This window comes from Caldimonas caldifontis (assembly GCF_002930615.1).
Taxonomy (GTDB): Bacteria; Pseudomonadota; Gammaproteobacteria; order Burkholderiales; family Burkholderiaceae_C; genus Caldimonas; species Caldimonas caldifontis.
In genome coordinates, this window is record NZ_PSNX01000004.1 from 63037 (window position 1) to 86432 (window position 23396).

The 23396-nt window shown below is 68.4% G+C and carries 21 protein-coding genes and 1 tRNA gene; 10 read left to right on the forward strand and 12 right to left on the reverse strand.

Going from position 1 to position 23396, the window contains the following annotated elements; translation table 11 throughout:
- Window positions 1-3: 3 nt before the first annotated feature.
- A complete protein-coding gene (ahpF, locus tag C1704_RS05545; protein ID WP_104301993.1) occupies window positions 4-1578 on the forward strand; it encodes an alkyl hydroperoxide reductase subunit F in 1575 nt (524 codons plus the stop codon).
- A 23-nt stretch (window positions 1579-1601) separates the two neighbouring features.
- On the opposite strand, the gene C1704_RS05550 is transcribed toward ahpF, so the two are convergent.
- The 3 genes from C1704_RS05550 to C1704_RS05560 form a co-directional block, all read right to left on the reverse strand.
- Complete coding sequence (locus C1704_RS05550; RefSeq protein ID WP_104301753.1) at window positions 1602-2288, reverse strand: hypothetical protein; 687 nt, start codon at window positions 2286-2288, stop codon at window positions 1602-1604.
- A gap of 156 nt (window positions 2289-2444) precedes the next feature.
- Window positions 2445-2520: transfer RNA gene (locus tag C1704_RS05555), tRNA-Ala, on the reverse strand.
- A gap of 24 nt (window positions 2521-2544) precedes the next feature.
- Window positions 2545-3414, reverse strand: coding sequence for an NAD(P)-dependent oxidoreductase (locus C1704_RS05560; protein WP_104301754.1), 870 nt, complete (start codon window positions 3412-3414; stop codon window positions 2545-2547).
- Between the two features lie 84 nt (window positions 3415-3498).
- On the opposite strand from C1704_RS05560, the gene C1704_RS05565 reads away from it, so the two are divergent.
- On the forward strand, window positions 3499-4353 hold the full coding sequence (locus C1704_RS05565) for an alpha/beta hydrolase (protein WP_104301755.1): 855 nt from the start codon (window positions 3499-3501) through the stop codon (window positions 4351-4353).
- 7 nt (window positions 4354-4360) lie between these two features.
- Here C1704_RS05565 and C1704_RS05570 read toward each other — a convergent pair whose 3' ends face one another.
- Window positions 4361-5131 carry a pseudouridine synthase gene (locus tag C1704_RS05570; RefSeq protein WP_104301756.1) on the reverse strand — a complete coding sequence of 257 codons (771 nt, stop codon included), beginning with the start codon at window positions 5129-5131 and terminating at the stop codon, window positions 4361-4363.
- Between the two features lie 171 nt (window positions 5132-5302).
- Here C1704_RS05570 and C1704_RS05575 point away from each other — a divergent pair, with 171 nt between their 5' ends.
- Entirely contained in the window at window positions 5303-7864 is a 2562-nt protein-coding gene (locus tag C1704_RS05575; protein WP_170064634.1) for a transporter substrate-binding domain-containing protein, read from the forward strand.
- Here C1704_RS05575 and C1704_RS05580 read toward each other — a convergent pair.
- Window positions 7840-8229: a YchJ family protein gene (locus tag C1704_RS05580; RefSeq protein ID WP_104301994.1), complete on the reverse strand. Its 390-nt coding sequence runs from the start codon at window positions 8227-8229 to the stop codon at window positions 7840-7842. The two genes, C1704_RS05575 and C1704_RS05580, sit on opposite strands and share 25 nt — an antisense overlap.
- A 56-nt stretch (window positions 8230-8285) precedes the next feature.
- Between C1704_RS05580 and yaaA the strand changes: the two genes are divergently transcribed.
- From yaaA to C1704_RS05595, 3 genes are read left to right on the forward strand one after another with little or no spacing between them, the layout of a single operon-like run.
- Window positions 8286-9062, forward strand: coding sequence for a peroxide stress protein YaaA (gene yaaA, locus C1704_RS05585; RefSeq protein WP_104301758.1), 777 nt, complete (start codon window positions 8286-8288; stop codon window positions 9060-9062).
- Between the two features lie 34 nt (window positions 9063-9096).
- Window positions 9097-9969 carry a 2OG-Fe(II) oxygenase gene (locus C1704_RS05590; RefSeq protein ID WP_104301995.1) on the forward strand — a complete coding sequence of 291 codons (873 nt, stop codon included), beginning with the start codon at window positions 9097-9099 and terminating at the stop codon, window positions 9967-9969.
- Window positions 9966-10994 carry a CaiB/BaiF CoA transferase family protein gene (locus tag C1704_RS05595; protein ID WP_245876389.1) on the forward strand — a complete coding sequence of 343 codons (1029 nt, stop codon included), beginning with the start codon at window positions 9966-9968 and terminating at the stop codon, window positions 10992-10994. Before C1704_RS05590 ends, C1704_RS05595 begins: the two co-directional genes overlap by 4 nt.
- Here the strand turns inward: C1704_RS05595 and C1704_RS05600 are convergent.
- Window positions 10988-12559 carry a DEAD/DEAH box helicase gene (locus C1704_RS05600; RefSeq protein WP_104301760.1) on the reverse strand — a complete coding sequence of 524 codons (1572 nt, stop codon included), beginning with the start codon at window positions 12557-12559 and terminating at the stop codon, window positions 10988-10990. The two genes, C1704_RS05595 and C1704_RS05600, sit on opposite strands and share 7 nt — an antisense overlap.
- 518 nt (window positions 12560-13077) lie before the next feature.
- Here C1704_RS05600 and C1704_RS05610 point away from each other — a divergent pair.
- Genes C1704_RS05610 through C1704_RS05620 form a run of 3 tightly spaced genes read left to right on the forward strand, consistent with a single transcriptional unit; the run spans window position 13078 to window position 14238 of the window.
- On the forward strand, window positions 13078-13326 hold the full coding sequence (locus C1704_RS05610) for a hypothetical protein (protein ID WP_104301762.1): 249 nt from the start codon (window positions 13078-13080) through the stop codon (window positions 13324-13326).
- Between the two features lie 16 nt (window positions 13327-13342).
- Window positions 13343-13540, forward strand: coding sequence for a hypothetical protein (locus C1704_RS05615; RefSeq protein ID WP_104301763.1), 198 nt, complete (start codon window positions 13343-13345; stop codon window positions 13538-13540).
- 8 nt (window positions 13541-13548) lie between these two features.
- Entirely contained in the window at window positions 13549-14238 is a 690-nt protein-coding gene (locus C1704_RS05620) for an SDR family NAD(P)-dependent oxidoreductase (protein WP_104301764.1), read from the forward strand.
- A 6-nt stretch (window positions 14239-14244) separates the two neighbouring features.
- Here C1704_RS05620 and C1704_RS05625 read toward each other — a convergent pair whose 3' ends face one another.
- From C1704_RS05625 to C1704_RS05640, 4 genes are all read right to left on the reverse strand, one after another.
- Window positions 14245-15516: an MgtC/SapB family protein gene (locus C1704_RS05625; protein ID WP_245876390.1), complete on the reverse strand. Its 1272-nt coding sequence runs from the start codon at window positions 15514-15516 to the stop codon at window positions 14245-14247.
- 1 nt (window position 15517) lies between these two features.
- On the reverse strand, window positions 15518-16879 hold the full coding sequence (locus C1704_RS05630; RefSeq protein WP_104301765.1) for an MBL fold metallo-hydrolase RNA specificity domain-containing protein: 1362 nt from the start codon (window positions 16877-16879) through the stop codon (window positions 15518-15520).
- An 82-nt stretch (window positions 16880-16961) separates the two neighbouring features.
- Window positions 16962-18392: a DEAD/DEAH box helicase gene (locus C1704_RS05635; protein ID WP_104301766.1), complete on the reverse strand. Its 1431-nt coding sequence runs from the start codon at window positions 18390-18392 to the stop codon at window positions 16962-16964.
- A 155-nt stretch (window positions 18393-18547) separates the two neighbouring features.
- On the reverse strand, window positions 18548-19708 hold the full coding sequence (locus C1704_RS05640; protein WP_104301997.1) for an MFS transporter: 1161 nt from the start codon (window positions 19706-19708) through the stop codon (window positions 18548-18550).
- 173 nt (window positions 19709-19881) lie between these two features.
- Between C1704_RS05640 and ettA the strand changes: the two genes are divergently transcribed.
- On the forward strand, window positions 19882-21549 hold the full coding sequence (gene ettA, locus C1704_RS05645) for an energy-dependent translational throttle protein EttA (RefSeq protein ID WP_104301767.1): 1668 nt from the start codon (window positions 19882-19884) through the stop codon (window positions 21547-21549).
- Between the two features lie 21 nt (window positions 21550-21570).
- Here ettA and C1704_RS05650 read toward each other — a convergent pair whose 3' ends face one another.
- Together C1704_RS05650 and C1704_RS05655 are read right to left on the reverse strand one after the other, a co-directional pair.
- Complete coding sequence (locus C1704_RS05650) at window positions 21571-21843, reverse strand: hypothetical protein (RefSeq protein ID WP_104301768.1); 273 nt, start codon at window positions 21841-21843, stop codon at window positions 21571-21573.
- Window positions 21840-23210 carry an NAD(P)/FAD-dependent oxidoreductase gene (locus C1704_RS05655; protein WP_104301769.1) on the reverse strand — a complete coding sequence of 457 codons (1371 nt, stop codon included), beginning with the start codon at window positions 23208-23210 and terminating at the stop codon, window positions 21840-21842. The genes C1704_RS05650 and C1704_RS05655 overlap by 4 nt, the downstream gene beginning before the upstream one ends.
- Window positions 23211-23396: the final 186 nt, after the last annotated feature.

Sequence of the window (23396 nt, forward strand, 5' to 3'; positions counted from 1 at the left end):
ACCATGCTCGACGCCAACCTCCAAGCCCAGCTCAAGGCCTACCTGGAGCGCCTTCAGCACCCGATCGAGCTGATCGCCTCGCTGGACGAGCGCCCCGAATCGGGCGAGATGCGCGAGCTGCTCGAGGAAATCACCGCCCTGTCGGACAAGATCAGCCTGCGCCTGGACGGACAGGACACGCGCCGACCCTCGTTTCAGATCACCCGTGCTGGTGAAGACATGGGCGTGCGTTTTGCCGCCATCCCCATGGGCCACGAGTTCACTTCGCTGGTGCTGGCGCTGCTGCAGGCGGGCGGCCATCCGCCCAAGATTGAGGCCGAGCTGATCGAACAGATCCGCGCGCTGAAGCCCGAGACCGAGCTCGTCTTCGAGACCTGGATGAGCCTGACCTGCCACAACTGCCCGGACGTGGTGCAGGCCCTGAACCTCATGGCCGTGCTCAACCCGCGCATCCGCCACGTGGCCATTGACGGGAGCCTGTTCCAGAAGGAGGTCGAGGAACGCCAGATCATGGCCGTGCCCCTGGTCTTCCTCAACGGCGAGAAGTTCGCCTCCGGCCGCATGGAGGTGGGCGAGATCCTGGCCAAGATCGACACCGGCGCGGCCGCGCGCGATGCGGCCAAGCTGTCCGAGAAGGCACCCTTCGACGTGCTGATCGTCGGGGGAGGGCCGGCCGGTGCCGCAGCGGCCATCTACGCCGCACGCAAGGGCATCCGCACGGGGCTTGTGGCAGAACGCTTCGGCGGCCAGACCCTGGACACGCTGGGCATCGAGAACTACATCTCGGTGCCGCACACCGAAGGCCCGAAGTTCGCGGCGGCGCTGGAACAGCACGTGCGTGAGTACGACGTGGACGTGATGAACCTGCAGCGCGTCGAATCCGTGGAGCCCGCCCAGGAGAAGGGCGGTCTGGCCACCGTGCGCTTGTCCAACGGCGCCGAGCTGAAGAGCCGCACCGTGATCCTGGCCACCGGCGCGCGCTGGCGCAATGTGAACGTACCGGGCGAAGAGCAGTACAAGACCAAGGGTGTGGCCTACTGTCCGCACTGCGACGGCCCGCTGTTCAAAGGCAAGAAGGTGGCGGTGATCGGTGGCGGCAACTCCGGCGTCGAGGCGGCCATCGACCTGGCGGGCGTGGTCGAGCACGTCACGCTGATCGAGTTTGCCGACCAGCTCAAGGCCGATGCCGTGCTGGTGAACAAGCTCAAGAGCCTGCCCAACGTCGCCATCCACACCAATGCCCAGACCACCGAGATCACCGGCGACGGCCAGAAGGTGAACGGCCTCACCTTCAAGGACCGCGTGAGCGGCGCCGAGCATCACCTCGAGCTGGCGGGTGTGTTCGTGCAGATCGGCCTGGTGCCCAACACCGAGTTCCTGAAGGGCTCGGCGGTGGAGCTGTCGCGCTACGGCGAGATCATCATCGACGCCAAGTGCCACACCAGCGCCGAAGGCATCTTCGCGGCCGGGGACGTGACGACCGTGCCTTACAAGCAGATCGTCATTGCGGCGGGCGAGGGCTCCAAGGCGGCGCTGAGCGCCTTCGACCACCTCATCCGCACGTCGGCGCCAGCCTGAGGGCGCCGAGACCGGCGTGCCGGTCAGCGCACGTTCATGACGCGCGTCCCCAGCAACTGAGCGCCGCTGCGGTCCGTGATGCGGACCGTGGCCTGGCGGGCGGTGAAGCCCTCGGGCAGGGCCACGTGCCCGCGCAGGCTTTCCACCCGATTCAACGTCACCGGCACAGCCTCCAGGCTGCGCCGGCCTTCCAGGCCCTTGTCGTCCACCCCGGCCAGCACGAACTGGACCGCCGCGTTCATCGGCCGGGGGTTGCCGTCCCGGGTGAGCACCACGTCGTAGGTCAGTCGGCCTTGCGAGGCGGTGAACCGTGCGGCCCGCACGGCGACCATCCCTCCGCGCGGGTCGGGCGGCAGCGCATCGGCCAAGGCCAGCAAGTCTTCGCGCTGCCGTGCCACGGTGTCCTGCGCGGCCGACAAGTCCAGCGCCAGCTTCTGGCGCTCGGCCTCGGCCTTCTGCAGGCGCTGGGTGGTGTCGGCCAGCTCGGCGCTCAGCCGCTGGCGCTCGGCCTCGGCCGTCTCATAGTCGCTGCGCAGGGCCTGCGACTGGCTGGCCGTGAGGCGCGGTGGCAGGTGTTCAGACTGGACATAAAGAACGCCGCCCACGCCCAGCGCGGCACCAGCGAGCAGCCAGGCCAGCCAGGGAGGGATGCGTCGCGAGCGGCGGCGGCCGTAAGGGTCGAAGACAACGGGTTTGGGACGTCCCAGCATGGGCGGTGTCGAAGAGGTCGTGCGAGGGGAAGAGGATCAACCCCGCAGGTTAACCTCATCGGCAGACGTCATTGCAACACGATGTGCCTGCGGCAAGCAGATGCGACATGGGCACCACCCAAAGAAAAGGCCAACCGTGAGGTTGGCCTGGCGTCTTGGTGGACCGAAGGAGGATCGAACTCCCGACCTCTGCATTGCGAACGCAGCGCTCTCCCAGCTGAGCTATCGGCCCGATGTAACCCGCAATTCTAGCAAATCATTTCATGCCGTTGCGCCGGGCGAGCTCGACGAAAAGGGCGGAATGGTCGTACTCGGCGAGGCCGTGGTCGATGCCGTCGGCGTAGAGCTCGGCGAAGAGCCTGGTGATGGGGGCCTGGAAGTCGAGCGCATCAGCCGTGTCCAGGGCGTTGCGCAGGTCCTTGAGCTGCACGCTCATCGCGGCACGCTTGGCGAAGTCGCGGTCCACCATGCGCTGGCCGTGCACGTCCAGGATGCGGCTTTCTGCAAAGCCGCCCCGGATGGCGGCGCGCACCTGGGCCATGTCGGCTCCGCCCTTGGCGGCCAGCAGCAAGGCTTCGCTCACGGCGCCGATGGTGATGCCCACGATCATCTGGTTGGCCAGCTTGGCCAGTTGCCCGGCGCCGTGCGGGCCCACATGGGTGGCGCGGCCCAGCGGGGCGAACACGGGCTGGGCGCGCGCGAAATCGGCGGCGTCGCCGCCGGCCATGATGGCCAGCGTGCCAGCCTCGGCCCCCACGGTGCCGCCCGAGACGGGGGCGTCGAGGTGCGCGCAGCCCTGTTCGGCCAGGCGTCGGGCGTGGTCGCGGGCCTGGGCCGGCTTGATCGAGCTCATGTCGATCACGAGGGTGCCGGGCTTGAGCACCTGGGCCACGCCCTGACCGAAGAGCACGGCCTCGACAGCGTCGCCGTTCTCCAGCATGGTGATCACCACGTCGGCCTCGCGCACGGCCTGCGCCGCCGTGTGTGCGACACGCGCGCCGTGCGAGGCCAGGCGCATGGCTTTCTCGACCGTGCGGTTCCAGGCCGTGACGGCGAATCCGGCCTCGCGCAGGCGCTGGGCCATGGGCAGGCCCATCAGGCCGATGCCCAGCACGGTGATGTTCATGGCGGTGCTCCTCTGGTGCAAAGCAGCCGGTCAGTATAGAAAGCTGACCACGACCCGACGCAAACCCTCGCAAGGAGCATGTGCATGACCCCCGCCTACGACCCGCAGTGGCTCGATGTTCAGTACAACAACCGCGCCCGGATTCCAGAGCATGCGGAGATCTTCGCCCGCTGGGCGAGCGACTCGGCCCAGGCGCGCGCGCGTCTGTCGCCCGTGCTGGATTGTGCCTACGGCCCGGGGGCGGCGCAGACGCTGGACGTCTTTCCGGCCCGCCAACCCGGTGCGCCGGTGCTGGTGTTCATCCATGGCGGCTGGTGGCGTTCGCTGGACAAGGCGGACCACTCCTTCATCGCCCCGGCTTTCGTGGACGCAGGGGCCTGCGTGGTGGTCCCCAACTACGACCTGTGCCCTCGTGTGACGATCGAGATCATCGTGATGCAGATGGTGCGTGCCCTGGTGTGGACCTGGCAGCACGCGGCAGATCATGGGGGCGACCCGAACCGCATCATCGTGGCCGGGCATTCGGCGGGCGGGCATCTGGCGGCGATGATGGTGTCGTGTCGCTGGCGCCAGGTGGAGGCAGGACTGCCGGCGGATCTGGTCAAGGGGGCGCTCGCGATCTCAGGGGTGTTCGACCTCGATCCCGTTCGTCACACCCCTTTCCTGAAATCGGACCTGCTGTTGACGCCGCAGTCCGTGGCCCGTCTGAGCCCGGCCTATTTCCCGGCGCCGTCGGTGCCCTTGCTGGCCACCGTGGGCGCGCAGGAAAGCGAGGAGTTTCTGCGCCAGAACCAGCTCATCCGGGATCGCTGGGGCCCAAAGGCTGTGCCGGTGTGCGAGGCCATCCCGCACACACACCACCTGAGCGTGGTGGAGACGCTCGCGCAGCCCGGCCAGCGCGTGCATCAGCTGGCGAGGGGCTTGCTGGGACTGGATTGAAGGGGTCTCAGCGGCCCAGCAGACTGTCCAGGGCCGTTTCATCGTCTTCCACCCAGCCCGGGTCGGCGCGCAGGGTGCGCCACTCGGGACCCGCTGGGGCCCGCAAGGTCAGGGGCTCGCCGGTCACCGGGTGTGTCAGGTGCAGGGCGGCGGCGTGCAGCCAGAGTCGGGCCACGCCCAGTCGAGCCGCCCACCACCGGTTGTGGTCGCCCTTGCCGTAGGTGGCGTCGCCGATGAGCGGGTGGCTCAGGTGCTTGAAATGGCGGCGGATCTGATGCTGCCGGCCACTGCGGGGTTCGGCGGCCACCAGGGCATAGCGGGCGGTGGGGTGGGGCGGCAGCGGACTGTCGCACTCCAGCCGGGCCAGCCGACGGAAGCAGGTCAGCGCCGGCTGGGCGTCGGTGGCACGGCCGCGGTCGTGGCGCGGGGCCCCCTCGTCGATGCGGCGCAGGGGATGGTCGATCTCGCCGTGCGCTGCAGGCCAGCCGCGCACCAGCGCGAGGTAGTGCTTGCGCACGGCATGGGCCTCGAACTGGCGCGACAGCGCCTGCGCCGTGTCGGGATCGAGGGCCATCAGCAGCACGCCCGAGGTGCCGCGGTCCAGACGGTGCACGGGGTAGACGGTGCAGCCCAGGTGGTCGCGCAGCATCTGCACGGCAAAGCGGGTGTCTGCACGGGCAATGGGCGAGCGGTGCACGAGCAGTCCGGCCGGTTTGTCCATCGCCACCAGGTGATCGTCGAGGTGCAGGACCTTGCAGGCGTCGGAATCCAGGGGCATGCGGCGAATTGTGCCAATTTGTGACAAAGTCCTCGCTGACCTTGCGCGTGATGCGCACGCCGCGGGTCGCAGACCATGGTGCAGCGAGGCGTCGGGCTGCACAATGGTTTCACGCAAGACCCGCTGCATGACAGGATGGCGGGCCCACCTTCGATCTGCAGGGGATGCCGCATGGCCGGCCTGGCTCACTGGGCAGTTGGTGTTCAGGATGTGCTCGCGAGGGCTTTTGCGCCCCGCGGCTGGCTTTCCGGTCTGGGTCGTTACGTTCAGTGGATCAGCCTGGCTGCGCTGGCGGCCGTCTCACCTGCGCTTCATGCGCAGACCCAACCGCTGCCCGAGTTGCAGACGCTGCCGCGGGTGTCGCCCCCGCCTGAGTTCATCGCCTGGCGTGACGGTCGCAGCGCACTGCGCGTGGGGGTGGTGCAGGACTGGCAGCCCATCGACTGGGTGGACGGCGACGGACGCTACACCGGGCTGTCCGGCGAGCTGACCCAGGCGTTGGCGCGCATGCTGCAGATGTCGGTGCAGGTGCGGACCTTCCGCGATTTCCCCTCGGTGATGGCAGCGGCCCGCGCGGGCGAGGTCGACGTTCTGCCCTCGCTGGCCCGGTCCCCGCAGCGCGAAGCGGAACTGTTGTTCACCGACAGCTATGTGCAGCTGCCCATGGCCTATATCGGGCGGCGTGGCGTGACCGACTTTTCTGAAACCCATGACTTCGGCGGACGGCGTGTGGCGGTGGAGCGTGGCTATGCGGCGCACGAGTATCTGCTGACCCGCCACCCAGGTGTGGGGCTGGTGGAGGTGGATGACACGCGAGCGGCGATCCGGGCTGTGGCCGAGGGGCAGGCCGATGTCTACCTGGGTGCGCTGGCCCCCGCCCACCGGGTGATCGAGGTCGAGCGCATCGACAACCTGCAGGTTCTGCGCCGGGTGGTGCTCGGTCAGGGCCAGTTGCACTTCGGCGTGCCACGAACGGCGGCGCCGCTGCACGCAGCCCTGAATGAGGCGCTGCGTGCCATCGACCCGGGCTGGATGGACCAGCTCGTCGCGGCCTGGCAGCCACGCTACCTGGCGCTGACGCCAGAGCGTGCGCCCGCCGTGGACGAGGCGCTGAGGCGCAAGCTGGCCGAACGCGGTGAGCTGCGTGTGGGCTTCGACCAGGGCTTTGGGCCCATCAATGCCCTGGGTGACGATGGTGAGCCCGCCGGTTTTGCGATCGAGCTCTTCCGGCGCGCGGCCGACAATGCCGGGCTGCGTTATCGCCTGGAAGCTCAGCGCACGTTCGAACAGGGCCTTTCGGGGGTGCGCGAACGCCGGATCGACGTGATGCTGTCCACCGTCCGCACCGGGCCGCGTTTGGAGTTCGCGAGCTTCGTGGGGCCGTATTACTCGGCACCTTCGGTGCTGGTGAGCCGGCTGGACGGGGGCTGGCCGAATGTGGCGTCGCTGTCGGGACGCACGCTGGCCATCGACCGTGCGCACTACCTGATCCCGGTGATCCAGCGCGAGGCGCCGGCCGTGCGCCTGGTCGAGGTGGACACGGTTGAGGCGGCCATGCTCGCCGTCGCGCGGGGCGAGGCCGACGCGATGATCACCAACCTCGAAGTGGCGGCCAGCCTGATCAAGCGCCGCTTCCTTGGGCAGTTGCAGGTGTCGGGCACCGTGGAGGGGCGTCCCAGTGAACTCTACTTCGCCGTGCGCAGCGACCGCCCCGAACTGGCCGAAGCCCTGCGTCGCGGGCTGGATGCCATCCCCGAGAACGAACGCGCTGCGCTGGCCAACACCTGGCTGCGCACCGAGTTCCACGCCGGGCTGAGCTGGTCGCAGGTGTTGGGGGTCGGGGTGCCGCTGCTGGTGGTGTTCGTCATTGGGCTGGGGGTCAGCCTGGTCTTCAATCGCCGCCTCCAGCAGCATGTGCAGGCGCGCCGCGTGGTGGAGCGCCAGCTGCAGGCCGAGCGCGATGCGGCCCGCGCTGCCACCGCGGCCAAGGCCGATTTTCTTGCCGAAATGGGGCACGAGGTGCGCACGCCGCTGGCCGGCATTTCCGGAGGCTTGTCGCTGCTGCGGCATGAGCCGCTCAGCCCGAAGGCCCAGCGCTTGGTCGAAGCCATGGGGCGGTCGGCCGATCGCCTGGTGGAGTTGCTCAACAACCTGCTGGACGCCGCCAAACTCGAAGCCCACAAGATCACACTGCACGAGTCGCCGGTGAGCGTGCAACGCCTGGTGCGTGAGTTGGCCGATGAGTTCCGACCGGCCGCTCAGACCAAGGGGCTGAGCTTGAACGTCGTGGGCGAGCAAGCCTGGGCTGACCCCGTGATGCTGGATCCGATGCGCACGAGGCAGGTGGTGGCGAACCTCCTGTCCAATGCCATCAAGTTCACGCGAGAAGGGTCGGTCTCCTTGGAGCTGGACGCCCCCGAGCCAGCCGGACCAGGTCGGTGCCGGCTGGTGCTGCGTGTCCGAGACACAGGGCCGGGCGTGGACCCCGCGGTGCGGGACCGCCTGTTCGAGCGATTCGCCCAGGCTCCGGGCTCGTCGCCCGGGGGGACAGGTCTGGGGCTGGCCATCGTGCGCGAGTTGGTCGCGTTGATGGGTGGCGAGGTGGCCGTGGACAGCGAACCCGGACGAGGGACCGTGTTCACCGTGGTCTTGGAGCTGTCGTGCGCCGAGCGGGTCCACCCCACGCCGTCGCGCGATGAGCGATCGACTCAGGCGATATCACCGTCCACGTAATACCAGCGGCCCTCTTCGCGGACGAACCGGCTGTGCTCATGAAGACGGTGTGCGCGTCCACCCAGCTTGTGGCGGGCCACGAATTCCACGCGCTCGTGGGTGGCGTCATCGCGCCAATGCCCCCTCACGTCCAGGCCCAGCCACCGCAGGCCCGGCGGATCGGGTTCCAGCGCCGTCGGCCGGGTGCCTGGATGCCAGGTGGCGAGCAGATAGTCGTGCAAACCCATGACATAGGCGCTGTAGCGAGATCGCATCAGCGCCTGGGCATCGGGGGCTTGCAGATGCAGGGGGCCACCATGCCAGCGGCCGCAGCAGTGGGCGTAGGCGCGGCCGGTGCCGCAGGGACAAGTATTCGGGGCCGTCATCTGGATCACGAGCAGGCTGGTAACCTTCTCCACTTTACGCCCTTGCCGTTTGCCCGATGCTGTTCCTGCTGTCGCCTGCCAAGTCGCTCGACTACGACACCCCGGCCCATGTGGCCACCCACACCCGCCCTGTTTTCGTGGACGAGGCTGCCGAGCTCATCGACCACCTGCGCCAGAAGACGCCGGCAGAAATCGCCCAGCTGATGTCGATCAGCGACGCGCTGGCCACGCTGAACGTCGGGCGCTACGCGGCCTGGTCGCCCCGCTTCACGGCGGCCAATTCCAAGCAGGCCGTGCTGGCCTTCAACGGCGATGTCTATGAGGGGCTGGAGGCTCGCACGCTCAAGCCCGAACAGCTCGACTGGGCGCAGGAGCATGTGGTGATCCTCAGTGGGCTGTATGGGGCGTTGCGACCGCTGGACCGTCTGCAACCCTACCGGCTGGAGATGGGGACACGCCTGGCCACCCCGCGTGGCAAGGACTTGTACGCGTACTGGGGGTCGCGCATTGCCGACTACCTCAACAGACGCCTCCAGGCCGATGCGTCGCCTGTGGTGGTCAACCTCGCCTCCGAGGAGTATTTCAAGGCGGTGGATCTCAAGACGCTCAGAGCCCGCGTGGTGCATTGCGTCTTCGAGGACTGGAAGGGCGGTGCGTGGAAGATCATCAGTTTTCATGCAAAGCGTGCGCGCGGGCTCATGGTGCGTCATGCGATCGAAACGCAGGCACTCCTGCCCGAACAACTCCAGGGCTTCAACCGCGAGGGCTACGCCTTTGACCCGGGCGCGTCCGAGCGCGACCGGCTGGTCTTCCGTCGACGGGAGCAGCCGTAGCACAATGAAGCGCATGAGGAACAAGGGGGCCGCCATGAGCCAGACGATCACCCCGGAACTGCGACAGTGGATCACCGAGCAGGTGACAGCCGGGCACGGCCCGGAGGCCGTGCTGAAGTCCATGACGGCCAGTGGATGGCAGGAGGACGTGGCCCTGCAGGCGCTGGAGCAGACGCTCGAGAAGTTCCTGGCCGATCGGGGCATCGACCCCGAGGCCATCTACGAACGCGGCACGGCGGCGCTCTATGACAAGCCCGTGCCTGCCCCCTTGCTGCATGGTGAGCCCAATGTCATCGACCTCGGCGACGCCCAGGTGCAGGTGGTCTTCAGCCTCGAGCAGCCCCGCGTGGTGGTGTTGGCCAACGTCCTCAGCCACCAGGAATGTGATGAGCTGATGGCCTTGGCGGCCACGCGGCTGGAGCGTTCGCTCACGGTGAAGACCGACACCGGCACCAGCGAAGTCAACGCCGCACGCACCAGCGACGGCATGTTCTTCCAGCGCGGCGAATTCCCCTTGTGCGATCGCATCGAGCGGCGCATCGCGCGGCTCCTGAACTGGCCGGTGGAGAACGGCGAAGGACTGCAGGTGCTGCGCTACCGTCCGGGGGCCGAATACAAGCCGCACTACGACTACTTCGACCCGGCCCAGCCGGGCACTCCCACGATCCTCAAGCGTGGCGGCCAGCGTGTGGGCACACTCGTGATGTACCTCAACACGCCCGAGGCCGGCGGCGCCACCACCTTCCCCGACGTGAAGCTCTCGGTGAACCCGGTCAAGGGCAGTGCGGTGTTCTTCAGCTACGCGCTGCCGCACCCGTCCACCCAGACCCTGCACGGGGGCGCGCCTGTGCTGGCCGGTGAAAAATGGGTCGCCACCAAATGGCTGCGCGAGGGCCGTTTCGAGTGAGCGAGGCGGCCGACGATCTGCCCCTGGTGGGCGTGCGAGTGCTCGATCTCACCCGGCTGCTGCCCGGTCCCTTCGCCACGCTGCATCTGCGACGCCTGGGCGCCGATGTCCTGAAGATCGAAGCGCCCGGCTCAGGTGACGATGCCCGCGCGATGATGCGCTCGGCCGAAGATGTGGCCCTGGGGCGCCCCAGCCTCTTCTTCCGTCTGCTCAACGAGGGCAAGCGCTTGCATCGCATCGATCTGGCGCAGCCAGCCGGCCGCGAGGAACTGCTGGCCCTGGCGCGCGATGCGGACGTGCTGGTGGAGGGCTTCCGCCCTGGGGTGATGGACAAGCTCGGCGTGGGCTGGCCGGTGCTCCAGGCGGCCAACCCACGGCTGGTGATGGCCTCCATCAGTGGCTATGGACAGACCGGGCCCTTTGCGCGCAAGGCGGGGCACGACCTCAACTACATCGGCTACGCCGGCGTGCTGGACCAGATCGCCACGCGCGAGGGTGAGCTGGCCATTCCCAATTTCCAGATCGGGGATCTATTTGGCGGTACCCAGGCAGCGGTGTCGGGCATCCTGGCGGCCCTGCTGTCGGCCCAGCGCACGGGCCGCGGCCGGCATGTGGATGTGTCGATGACCCATGTGGTGCACGAGCACAACCTGCTGGCGCGGCTGGCCGTGGAAGCCTCGGGGCGTTCGCCGGCGCCTGGGCAGGACCTGCTCACCGGCGGTGTGCCCTGCTACAACGTCTATCGCACGGGCGATGGGCGCTGGATGGCGGTGGGGGCGCTGGAGCTGAAGTTCTGGCGCGCGGCCTGCGAGGTGCTGGGCCACCCGGAGTGGGGTGAGCGCCATTGGTCACTGGGCCAGGCTGTGGGTGGTGAGGACGCGATGGCCCTGCGCGAGGCCGTGGCTGCGGTGTTTGCCACACGCAGCCAGGCCGAGTGGACGGCCGCGTTCGAGGCGGCCGACTGTTGTGTGAGCCCGGTGTTGCGCATGGACGAAGCCATGCGCCACCCGCTATTCCATCAGTAATCGCGGCGCTTGCCGAAGGGCTTGCCACCCTGGGGCTTGGCACCGAAGGGTTTGCCGCCAAAGGGTTTGCTGCCAACGGGCTTCGCACCTTGCGGCTTGGTGCCGAAGGGCTTGCCGCCGGCCGGCTTGTCGCCGAACGATTTCTTTTCGCCCCAGGCCTTCTTCTCGCCCCAGGGCTTCTTGTCAGCAAAGCTGCCACGGGCTTCATTGAACCCACGGCGCTCACCCGGGTGGCCCCGGCCGCCGTCGTCACGCCCATGGCGGCCCTCGAAGGGGGCACGCTCGCGCGGCGCAACGTCGCGCGGGGCGAACTCGCCACGGCGGTCACCGCGCGGCTTGAAGCCGGCCTTGCCCATGCCAGGCTTCCAGCCCTCGGGCTTCTTGCGCTCCACCGGCGGCGGCGCCTTGGGCTCCAGGCCGGCGATGGTGGCGGCCTCGATGCGCTGCGTGGTGAAGCGCTCGATGCGGCGGATCATGCCGGTGTCGCGGCGCTCGGCCAGGGTGATGGCCAGGCCGTCGCGACCGGCGCGGCCGGTGCGGCCGATGCGGTGCACGTAGTCCTCGGCCTTCATCGGCAGCCCGTAGTTGATCACGTGGGTGATGGTGGGCACGTCGATGCCGCGCGCGGCCACGTCGGTGGCCACCAGCACGCGCAGCTGGCGCTGGCGCAGGCCCTGCAGCACGCGGTTGCGGCGGCCTTGCGGCATGCCCCCGTGCAGCGCGGCCACGGCGTGGCCCAGTTCGCCCAGGCGGTCGGCCAGGATGTCGGCGTCACGCTGGGTGCTCGTGAACACCACGGCCTGGTCCAGCTCGCGTGTGGTCAGGATGTGGTCGAGCAGGGCGTTCTTGTGGCTCAGGCTGTCGGCCCAGTGCAGGCGCTGCTCGATGTTGGCGTGCGTGTCGGTGTGCAACGCCACGTCGATGCGCCGCGGCTCGCGGGTGAGCTGCTGCGCCAGGCCGCCCACATGGCCGGCGAAGGTGGCGCTGAACATCAGCGTCTGGCGGTCGGACGAGATGGTCTCGGCGATGGCGCGGATGTCGTCGATGAAGCCCATGTCCAGCATGCGATCGGCTTCATCGAGCACCAGCATCTGCACGTTCTCGAGCACGGCCGCGCCGGTGCCCAGGTGGTCGAGCAGTCGGCCGGGGGTGGCGATCAGGATGTCCAGCGGGCCACGCAGGGCCTTGAGCTGTGCCGCGTAAGGCACGCCGCCCACGATGGTGGCCACACGCAGGCCCTGCACATGGCGGCCGTAGGTGACGCAGGCCTTGGAGACCTGCATGGCCAGCTCGCGGGTGGGCGTCAGCACGACCACGCGCGGGCCGTAGACCCTGCCTTTTTCGCGACGCTTGGTGTTGTCGCCACGTGCAGCCAGGATGCCTTCCAGGGCCGGCAGCACGAAGGCTGCCGTCTTGCCGCTGCCGGTGGACGAGGACACCATCAGGTCACGGCCTTCCAGCGCAGCGGGAATGGCACGGGCTTGGACCTCGGTGGGCTCGGCGTAGCCGGCTTCGGTGATGGCTTTTTGGAGGGCAGCGTTCAGGCCCAGGGATTCGAAAGTCATGTCAGTTCTTTTCAAGGCAAGACCTGCCCCGGTGGCCCAAAGCCACGGCAAGACAGGCACAACGCTGGCACCGACGCCGGGCGTTCTTGGAAAAAGTCGCAGGTCAGGGGGCAGGGGCCTGCACGGGAGGTGCGGGCCTCAGGCCTCGAGTCGGTGGATTGCGACGGCATCGCCGCCAACCGGGACTCAAGACACCGGGCTTGCGGCCCGGGGGTGCCCGTTGGGCACCGCGCCTGAAAAGGTCAGAGGGGATGAACGAAGCGCCGCATTGCTGCGGCGCACAACCAGCATTATGCCTGAAAGCGCGGGCGCTCGCGCACAAGGAGTGAAACCGCCGCGCAAGGGGCCCTCGGTCGCAGGATCGGTCAGGCTCGAGACCGCTTGGGCCAGGGTACGGACCGAGCCAGTGAGCAGCGAGTCCATGGGGGTGAGGTCAACTGTGCCGTCCGGCGGCAGCCCCAGCCTTTGCTGCTGGGACTCCGCGACAATCCCACCCAACCCTTTGCAGGAGCCTTTGCGTGAAGACCTATGACATCGAGATCCAGCGCCTGAAGTCGGTGAGGCACGACAAGGGGGTGATCGAACTGAAAACCGATCTGCTGGTGCAGCCTCGCGCGCGGCCGTCGAGCGACGATGGCGATGCCGTGCCCAGCAGTTGCCTGCAATTGCCGGCGGAGCATGCACGCACCCTGGTGCTGCTGCTCAAGCAGCAGCTGGCCGAGCTGGACAAGCTGCAGCCGCGCAGCCGGCGTTCCGGCCGGTGCTGAAGGCGCGGGAGGCATCGTGTTCAAGCTCCTCGGCGCCGTCCTGGCCGTCTATGTGTGCCACGCGCTTCCCGGATGCCGCGTGCTGGGGTGGCTCACTGCTGTGCCGCCCTTGTCATGGTTCGCAGAACTGGCCTACCGGCTCTTCCTCCCGCTGAGGCCCGCCTTGCAGCGTGGGGTGCAGCATCTGACACGCGAAGCCCAGGTCCGGGAGTGAAGGCGATCATGCAGTCCCTGCCCGATGGCTACCGTGCTCTGGTGATCGGCGCCTCCGGTGCGATTGGTGCGGCGTTCGTGCGTACTCTCCAGGAGGACCCGCGATGCGCGAGCGTGGTGCCCGTGACCCGGGCGTCGCCAGTGCCCTGGGACCTGCGCGACCCTGCCAGCATCGAAGCCCTCGCGTCGGCTCTGGCAGGCCCCTTCCATCTGGTGGTGGACGCCACGGGGGCGCTCACGCTGGATGGGCGAGGTCCCGAGAAACGTCTCCAGGATGTGAACGCGCAGGCACTTGCAGCGAGCCTTGCGGTCAATGCCATCGGCCCGGCCTTGCTGCTGCGCCACCTCAGCCCCTTGCTGGCGCGCGCAGAGCGTTCGATGTGGGCCAAGCTCTCCGCCCGCGTGGGCAGCATCGAGGACAACCGCAAGGGGGGCTGGTACGGCTACCGTGCGGCCAAGGCCGCACTCAACCAGCTGCTGCAGACGGCGGCCATCGAGCTGGCGCGGCAGCGACCGCTGGCCGTGGTGGCAGCGCTGCAGCCGGGCACGGTGACCTCGCGCCTGAGCCAGCCCTTCGTGGTGGAAGGGGCGATGGAGCCGCACGAGGCCGTGTCGGGACTGTTGGCCGTGCTGGATACGCTCAGCCCGACCGGGCGCGCTCAGTTCGTTGACCACGCCGGGCGGCGCATCCCGTGGTGAGCGGACTCAGACACCAGCCGCCAGCGTCATCCATCCCATGGCGCCCGCGGCCACAGCAGCGCTGCCCAGCCCGGCGGCTACACGCCAGGCGTAGGCGAAGCCCCCGCTGAGCCATGCCACGACGCAGCGGCTCGCGGTGTTCACGCCGATGGCCAGCAGCATGCAGGCCAGCAGCGTGCTCGCATCGACGCGACCCGCCTGGAAGAGGGCGGCACCCGACACCACCGGGGCATGGGCATCGGCCAGAGCTGCCAGCGCGACCCCCGCGAACAGACCGGTGGTTCCGAAATGCTGCTGCGCCTGAGCGACGACCCAGGCCACGCCGGCCAGCACGGCCGCGACGATGGCCGCCTCGCGCAGGCGAAGCGGGCGGACGTCATCGGAGGCATCGGCGGTTGCCGAGGTGTGGGACAGGCGCAGCAGCACCCACCCTGCGCCCAGGGCGGTGCAGGCTCCGGCCAGCGCGCTGGGGGCGAGGGCGGCACCGGCCGCGGGGGCAAGTGCCACCGACATCAGCAGCGCCTGCAGCCAGGTCGCTGCACCCGACATCACCCCCGCCGAGGCATGCCAAGCAGGTTGGTCGGGCCTGGCGCGATGGCGCGCACCCATAGTGGCCACGGTGGCCGTGCTGGAGACGAAGCCCGAGAAGAAGCCCGAGGCGGCCAGGCCGAGACGTGGCCCCAGCCAGCGGGTGGCGACGTGGCCAATGGCCTGCAAGGCGAGGATGAGCACGACCAGCAGACCCAGTGAGCGTGGCTGGATACCGCCCAGCCAGGGCAGGGGCCTCGCCGGCAGCAGCGGCACCACGACCAGCGCGAGCGCGGCCAGGAGCAACAGGTCCTGCACCTCCTGCTCGCTCAGCAACTGTGTGGACACGCGGTGCAGCCAGCCCCGTGCGGCCAGCAACGCGGCGACGCCGGCTCCGCAGGCGGCGCCCAGGGCCGGCGAGGCGACCGCCAGCACCCCGACGAGGTAGGTGGCGAAGAGAGCTAGCTCGGTGGTCAGCCCCGGGTCGTCGGAGCGGCTCTTGAGGTAGGCGACGGTTGCCAGCGCGATGATCATGAGTGCGCCGGCAAACACCAAAGCGGGTTGCTGCAAGGCCTGGGCCAGGGCGCCGGCCAGGGCAGCGAGCGAGAAGCTGCGGATGCCCGCAGGCTGGCGCGTGGGCCCCTGGCCCTTGCGGCGCTCGCGTTCCAGACCGATCAGCAGGCCGCAGCCCAGGGCCACGGCCAGACCCAGCCATTGAGAGGGCAGTTCGGCGATGTCCACAGCCTGCACGTCAGGCCAGATCCACCCGGGCCAGGTGGTCAGGCACACTCACGCGCCAGCCCAGTTCCTCCTTGATGCGGGTGCGCAGGGCATCGGCCGCCTCGGGTTCGCCGTGCACGACATAGGTGTGGCGTGGCGGCTTGTGGAAATGGCGCAGCCAGTCCATCAGCTCACCCGCGTCGGCATGGCCCGAGAAGCCCTCGAGGTGGCGCACCTCGGCCTTGATGGGCACGTATTCGCCATGGATCTTCACCTCGGTGGCGCCTGCGATCATCTTGGCCCCCCGGCTGCCGCCCACCTGGAAGCCGGGGAAGATGACCAGGTTGCGTGGGTTGGGTGCCATCACCTTGAGATGATGCAGCACCCGACCGCCGGTGGCCATGCCGCTGGCCGACAGCACGATGCGCGGGTAGGTCGAGCGTGTGAGGGCCTCTGATTCCTGCGGACTCTCGACCAGCGTGACGCCGTCGCACATGTGCGCCACCTCCTCGGGCGAGACGCGCAGCAGGTCTTTGTGGCGTTCGTAGAGCTGGGTGGCCGCGGCGGCCATGGGGCTGTCGAGGAAGATGGGCACTTTCGCGGGGATCTTGCCGGCCTGCTTGAGCCGGTGCAGTGCGAGCATCAGGGCCTGCGCGCGGCCGACGGCAAAGGTGGGCATCAGCACCGAGCCGCCGCGCTGAAGGGCACTGCGAACCAGTTCACCCAGGGCTTCCAGCACGTCGTCGGTGGGGTGCAGGCGGTTGCCGTAGGTGGACTCGACCAGCAGCACGTCGGCCTCGCGCACCGGCTCGGGCGGTGGCATCAGCAGGTCATGCTGGCGGCCCAGGTCGCCGGAGAAGACGATGGTCTGGCCCTTGCAGCGCAGGGTCACCGACGCCGCTCCCAGCAGATGGCCGGCGGAGGTGTACTCCACGGTCACTTCCGGGTGGAGTTCGATCTCCTCACCAAACGGCAAGGGGCGCAGCCGGTTCAGGGCGCGGCGTGCATCCTCGGCGGTGTAAAGGGGCTCAGCCGGACTGTGCCTCGAGTAGCCGTGCAGGTTGGCCCTGCGCGCATCTTCTTCCTGAAGATGGGCACTGTCGAGCAGCAGCACCTCGGCCAGGTCGCAGGTGGCGGGGGTGGCGAACACGCGGCCGTGAAAGCCCTGCTTCACCAGTGCCGGCAGGTAGCCGCTGTGATCGAGGTGGGCGTGGCTCAGCACCACGGTGTCGACGTGTCGGGCCGAGACGGGCAGCCGGGCCCAGTTGCGCTCACGCAGGTTCTTGTAGCCCTGGAACAGCCCGCAGTCGAGCAGGATCCGGTGCGAGCCGGTGTCGATGAGGTGCTTGGATCCGGTGACCGCGTCGGCAGCGCCGAGAAACTGGATGTGCATGGAGTCTCCTTGGAGGAGCCATGCTAGCGGGATCGTGCCCTGAGCGCCCTTGATGTCCGTCAAGCGCGCTCGGGCTGTGGGCTCAGCGCCGCGGCGGCTTGCCACCCAGCAGGGCGGCGCCCTGGGACGGGCGGCGGGCCTGGCCCTGAGGTGCAGCGGGCGCCGTGCGCGCCGGCTGGGTGTGTGCCTGTTTCACGGCGGCGGGTGCATGGTGGCTGGGACGGGCCGGTGCCTGAGCGCGTGAAGCCCCACCGTCCCGACGTGCGTTGCCCCCCTGTCCACGGCCACCACCGCTGCGGCCGCGCCCGCCACCCAGACCTCCATGCAGGGTCATGCGACCCAACTGGATGGGTTCGGCCTTGGCGTTCGGGTCGGGCTCGAAGCCGGGCACCACCTCACGCGGGATCTGACGCTTGATGAGTTTCTCGATGTCGCGCAGGAAGCCTTCCTCATCGACGCACACCAGTGAAATGGCCTCGCCCTGGGCGCCGGCGCGGCCGGTGCGGCCGATGCGGTGCACGTAATCTTCGGGGACATTGGGCAGCTCGTAGTTCACCACGTGCGGCAGCTGGTCGATGTCGATGCCGCGGGCTGCGATGTCCGTGGCCACCAGCACCTGGAGTTCGCCGCTCTTGAACTCGGCCAGGGCCTTGGTGCGGGCACCCTGGCTCTTGTTGCCGTGGATGGCCATGGCAGTGATATCTTCCTTCACGAGGAATTCCACCAGCCGGTTGGCGCCATGCTTCATGCGCGTGAACACCAGCACCTGGTGCCAGTCGTTGCGCTTGATCAGGTGGGCCAGCAGTTCCTTCTTCTTGTCGCGGTCCACCGGGTGGATCTTCTGTGCGATGGTCTCGGCCGTGGTGTTGCGCCGCGCCACTTCGATCACCTGGGGCTGGTTGAGCAGCCGCTCGGCCAGCGCCTTGATCTCGTCGGAGAAGGTGGCCGAGAACAGCAGGCTCTGCTTGTGCTTCGGCACGATGGCGAGCACCTTCTTGATGTCGTGGATGAAGCCCATGTCGAGCATGCGGTCAGCCTCGTCCAGCACGAAGTACTCGATCTTGCTCAGGTCGAGCGTGCCTTGCTGGTGATGATCGAGCAGGCGGCCGGGCGTGGCCACGAGGATGTCCACGCCACGGCGCAGCGCATCGATCTGGGGGCCCATGCCCACGCCGCCGAACATCACCATGCTCTTGAGCGGCAGGTACTTGCCGTAGGTGCGCACGCTTTCCTCCACCTGGGCCGCCAGTTCGCGGGTGGGTGTGAGGATGAGTGCACGGATGGCCACGCGGCCCTTGCTGTCGCGTGGCGCGGCACCTTGCGAGAGCTTGTGCAGCAGCGGCAGCGTGAAGCCGGCGGTCTTGCCGGTCCCCGTCTGGGCGCCGGCCAGCAGGTCGCCGCCGCTGATCACGGCGGGGATGGCCTGCTGCTGGATGGGGGTGGGGGTGTCATAGCCCTGCTCGCGCACGGCGCGCAGGAGGGGCTCGGCCAGGCCGAGGTCGTCAAATCGCATGTGGAGGTGTGCCCCGCAAGGGAGCCGGGATCGGCCTGTTACCGCTCACGTGGAGGGCACCAGTCGGGAAGGCAGACGGATGGGAAAGGTCGGAAGCGACTGCAACGCCTGGACTGGTATCGACGTTGCAGTGCAGCATTGTACCCGCAACCGTGTCACGGCTTCGTGACAGCGCCCGTCGGGGCCGGGGAGGGGCGTCCGAACGCCAGCGTCAGCAGGCCTGCCAAGGCCAGGGGCACCCCGATCCAGGAGAGCTTGTCAAAGCCCAGCGAGGTGCTGGCGGCCCCGCCGATGGCCGCGCCCAGGGCGGTGCCGAGGTAGAGCATGGAGGTGTTGAGCGACAGCAGGATGGGGGCCTGCGCGGGGGCCGCCTCGGCCAGGCGCGACTGCTGCGGGGTCATCATCCCGAAGCCCGCCACGCCCCAGACGACGAAGACGGCGAGCAGCGCCACGTAGTGACCCTGTGTGAAGGGCACGAGCAGCATCATCGAGCCCAGGATGCTGAGCTGAACCACCAGGGTGCGGCGGGGGCTGAAGCGGTCGTTGGCCCAGCCGCCGATCAGGGTGCCGGCCACCCCGGCAAGGCCGAAGATCATCAGCGTGATCGACAGCCGCTCGCCCGACATCGGGACCAGCGCCTGCAGGACCGGGCCGATGTAGGAGAACACGCAGAAGATCGCAATGAAGTAGAGCAGGGTGAGCAGCAGCGGCCACAGCACGCGGCCCTGGCGCAGCAGTTCGGGCAGGCCGCGGAAGCTGGCGCCCGGGGCGTCGATGTCGCGGGGCACCCAGCGCGTGACGAGCAGCAGCATCAGGGCAGAGAGCGCCGCCACGGCGGCCACGGGCACTTGCCAGCCCCATTGCAGGCCCAGCCAGGCCCCCAGCGGGATGCCCACCACATAGCTCATGCTGATGCCGAGGAAGACGACCGACAAGGCGCGCCCGCGGCGAGCCGGCTCCACGCTGGCCACGGCGATGCCTGCGGCAATCGGCGTGAAGACGGCCCCCAGACCCATCAGGACCCGCCCGAGCAGCAGGACCGTGAGGTCTGGCGCCACCGCGCACAGGAGATTGCCCAGCGTGAAGAGCGTGAGGGCGAGCTGCATGGCCCGCTTGCGGCGCCAGTGTCCCGTGGCCACCAGCACCAGCGGGGCCAGCACGGCGGTGGCGATGGCATAGGCCGTGACGGCCTGGCCGGCTGCGGGCACGCTCACCGAAAGCGAGGCCGCCACCGATTCCAGGATGCCGGCAATCACGAAGGCCCCGGTGCCGATGATGAGGTTGATGAAGGAGAACAGCAGGAGCAGGCGGGGCATGAGCGGGCGACGCATCGGCAAAACCCGCACCCTATCAGCAAGTGGCATCTTCCGCTGGCAGGGCGGGCTCTTGCACATGGTGGAAACGGGCGCGGCAGGTTGCGGCGACAATAGCGCTTGTCGCGCGGCTGATCCGCGCTTTGCTTTTTGCTGCACACGCCACAGGATTCACCATGGCCCAATACGTCTTCACGATGAACCGCGTCGGGAAAATCGTCCCCCCGAAGCGGCAGATCCTCAAGGACATCTCGCTGTCCTTCTTCCCCGGCGCCAAGATCGGCGTGCTGGGTCTGAACGGCTCAGGCAAGTCCACGCTGCTCAAGATCATGGCCGGCATCGACAAGGACATCGAGGGCGAAGCCGTGCCCATGCCGGGCATCAAGATCGGCTACCTTCCCCAGGAGCCTCAGCTCGACCCCGAGAAGACGGTGCGCCAGGCGGTGGAAGAGGGCATCGGTGGCGTGCTGGCGGCCAAGAAGCGCCTGGATGAGGTCTATGCCGAGTACGCCGAACCGGATGCCGATTTCGACAAGCTGGCTGCCGAGCAGGCCGAGCTGGAGGCCATCATCGCGGCAGCCGGCTCCGAAAACACCGACCTGCAGCTCGAACTGGCCGCCGATGCACTGCGCCTGCCGCCATGGGACGCGGTGATCGGCAATCTCTCGGGCGGTGAGAAGCGCCGTGTGGCGCTGTGCCGCTTGTTGCTGAGCCAGCCCGACATGCTCTTGCTGGATGAGCCCACCAACCACCTGGATGCCGAATCGGTGGAGTGGCTGGAGCAGTTCCTGCAGCGCTTCCCCGGCACCGTGGTGGCCATCACCCACGATCGCTATTTCCTGGACAACGCGGCCGAGTGGATCCTCGAACTCGACCGCGGCATGGGCATTCCCTACAAGGGCAACTATTCCGAGTGGCTGGACCAGAAGGAGCGCCGCCTGGAGGTCGAGCAGAAGCAGGAAGACGCCCGCATCAAGGCCATGAAGGAGGAGCTCAAGTGGGTGCGCTCGAACGCCAAGGGTCGGCAGGCCAAGAGCAAGGCTCGCCTGGCTCGCTTCGAGGAGTTGAGCGACGTCGAATACCAGAAGCGCAACGAGACGAACGAGATCTTCATTCCCGTGGCCGAGCGCCTGGGCAATGAGGTGATCGAGTTCAAGAACGTCACCAAGAGCTTTGGTGATCGATTGCTCATCGACAACCTGAGTTTCAAGGTGCCGGCGGGCGCGATCGTGGGCATCATCGGCCCCAACGGTGCGGGCAAGTCCACGTTGTTCCGGATGATCCAGGGGGTGGAGACGCCGGATGCGGGTGAAGTGCTCATCGGCAAGACGGCCAAGCTGGCGTTTGTCGATCAGAGCCGCGAAAGCCTCGAAGGCGACAAGACTGTGTGGGAGGATGTGTCGGGCGGCCTGGACAACATCGTGGTGGGCAAGTTCGTGATGCCTTCGCGTGCCTATCTCGGCCGCTTCAACTTCAAGGGCAACGACCAGCAAAAGCTGGTGAAGAACCTCTCCGGCGGTGAGCGTGGCCGTCTGCACCTGGCCAAGACCTTGGCCAAAGGCGGCAACGTGCTGCTGCTGGACGAGCCTTCGAACGATCTCGACGTGGAAACCCTGCGCGCGCTGGAAGAGGCCTTGCTGGAGTTCGCCGGCTCGGCCCTGGTGATCAGTCACGACCGCTGGTTCCTGGATCGCATCTGCACCCACATCCTGGCCGCCGAAGGCGATTCCCAGTGGTACTTCTTCACCGGCAACTACCAGGAATACGAAGAAGACAAGAAGAGACGCCTGGGCGAAGAGGGCGCCCGCCCGCACCGCCTGCGCTACAAACCGATCACGCGTTGAGGCCCGTCGGCCGAGCCAGTGTCAGCCCGCCGCCAGGCGGGCTGTTGCTTTGTCCAGCCAGACCTGCAGGTTGTCGAAAAGGTCGTGCTGGCTGAAGGAGCAGCTTTCCTCGGTGAAGAGGCTGCCTGACTCCAGCGGCAGCAGCAACTGGTCGAGGGCCTGCGCAAACACCGGCGGCAGGGCGGACAGGCGGGGCGCATGCTGGCGCCACCGTGCGACAAGGTCGGTGGGGGTGCAGCGTCCCGCCCGAGCGTCATCCAGGGCTTGCTGCAGCGTGTGCAAGGTGACGTTCATGAGGCCCTCGCAGGAGTGGCCGGCGGGGTGGGTGGGGTGGGGCGTTCCACCAGCACCCGGGCATGGCGCTGGAAGGTCCAGTAGGCCCAGGCCCAGTCGGTGAGCACCATCAGCCGGTTGCGAAAGCCGATCAGGAAGTAGATGTGCACGAAGAGCCAGAAGACCCAGGCCGCCCAGCCTGAAAAGCGCAGGCTGCCCAGCATCGGGACGGCCACGTCGGCCACCGCCGCCTTGCGGCCGATGGTGGCCAGGGCGCCGTAGTCGATGTAGCGGAAGGACCGGGTCGCCTCGCTCCGCAGGCGGCGCAGCACGTTGGCGGCGGCCAGGCGCCCCATCTGCTTGGCCGCAGGGCTCACGCCCGGCACTGGGGTGGGGGGGCCTTTTGCCGGGTGGCTCATCGCCGCGGCGAGGTCGCCGATCACCTGGATCTCGGGGTAGCCGGCCAGGCTCAGGTCGGGCTGCACGATGACGCGACCCGCCCGATCGAGCTCGGCGCCCGCAGCCTCGCGCAGGCATCGTCCCAAGGGGGACGCCGCCACCCCGGCGGCCCACACCACCGTGCGCGTGTCCAGACGATGTCGCACAACCTCATCACCCTGCCGGGTCTCGTAGGAGAGGCCCTCGGCGTCGATGTCGGTCACGCGGCAGCCGGTGCGCACCTCCACACCCAGGCGGACGAGCTGTTCGGACGCTTTTTGCGACAGGACCGCAGGCATCGCCGTGAGCACCCGATCGGCCCCCTCCAGCAGCACCACGCGGGCCTGGCGCGAATCGATGCGGCGAAACTCGCCGGGCAGGGTGTGGCGCGCGATCTCGGCAATGGTGCCGGCCATCTCCACACCCGTGGGGCCGCCCCCGATCACCGCAAACGTGAGCGCCTGCTCGCGCAGTTCGGGGTGGCGTTCGGCCTGTTCGAAGGCCCTGAGCACGCGGTTGCGCAGCTCGAAGGCATCGGCCAGGGTCTTCAGGCCGGGCGCATGGGTGGCCCAGTCGTCGCGGCCAAAGTAGCTGTGCGTCGCCCCCGCGGCGACGATGAGGTGGTCATACGGCAAGCGCGCACCATCGTCCAGGACCACGGCCTGCGCTGTCGCGTCGATGTCCACGACCTCCCCCAGCAGCACGGTGACCCGTCCGCGCCGGATTTCGCGGCGCAAGATGTGGCGGATCGGCGCCGAGATCGCTGGAGCGGACAGCCCGGCCGTGGCCACCTGGTAGAGCAGCGGTTGGAACAGGTGGTGGTTGGTGCGATCCACCAGCGTGACCTCGACGTCTGCGCGAGCCAGGGCCCGGGTCGCTTCGAGGCCGCCGAAGCCGCAGCCGATGACCACCACACGGGGGCGGCGGGAAGGGGAGTCGGTCCGTGTCATGAAAACAGAGCAGAGTCTGACGGTCAGTCTAGGGCCTTTTGCCGTGCGCTGTTCGCGCGCCCTGCATCTTCGCCCCCTCCAAAGGGGTGTCGCGCCACGGCCACTGGGCCTGACAAGCCGCCCCGGACGGTGCTACAAGGATTGCTTGACGTTTGACATGTCCCGCGGGTGTCACCCGCCTGTCCG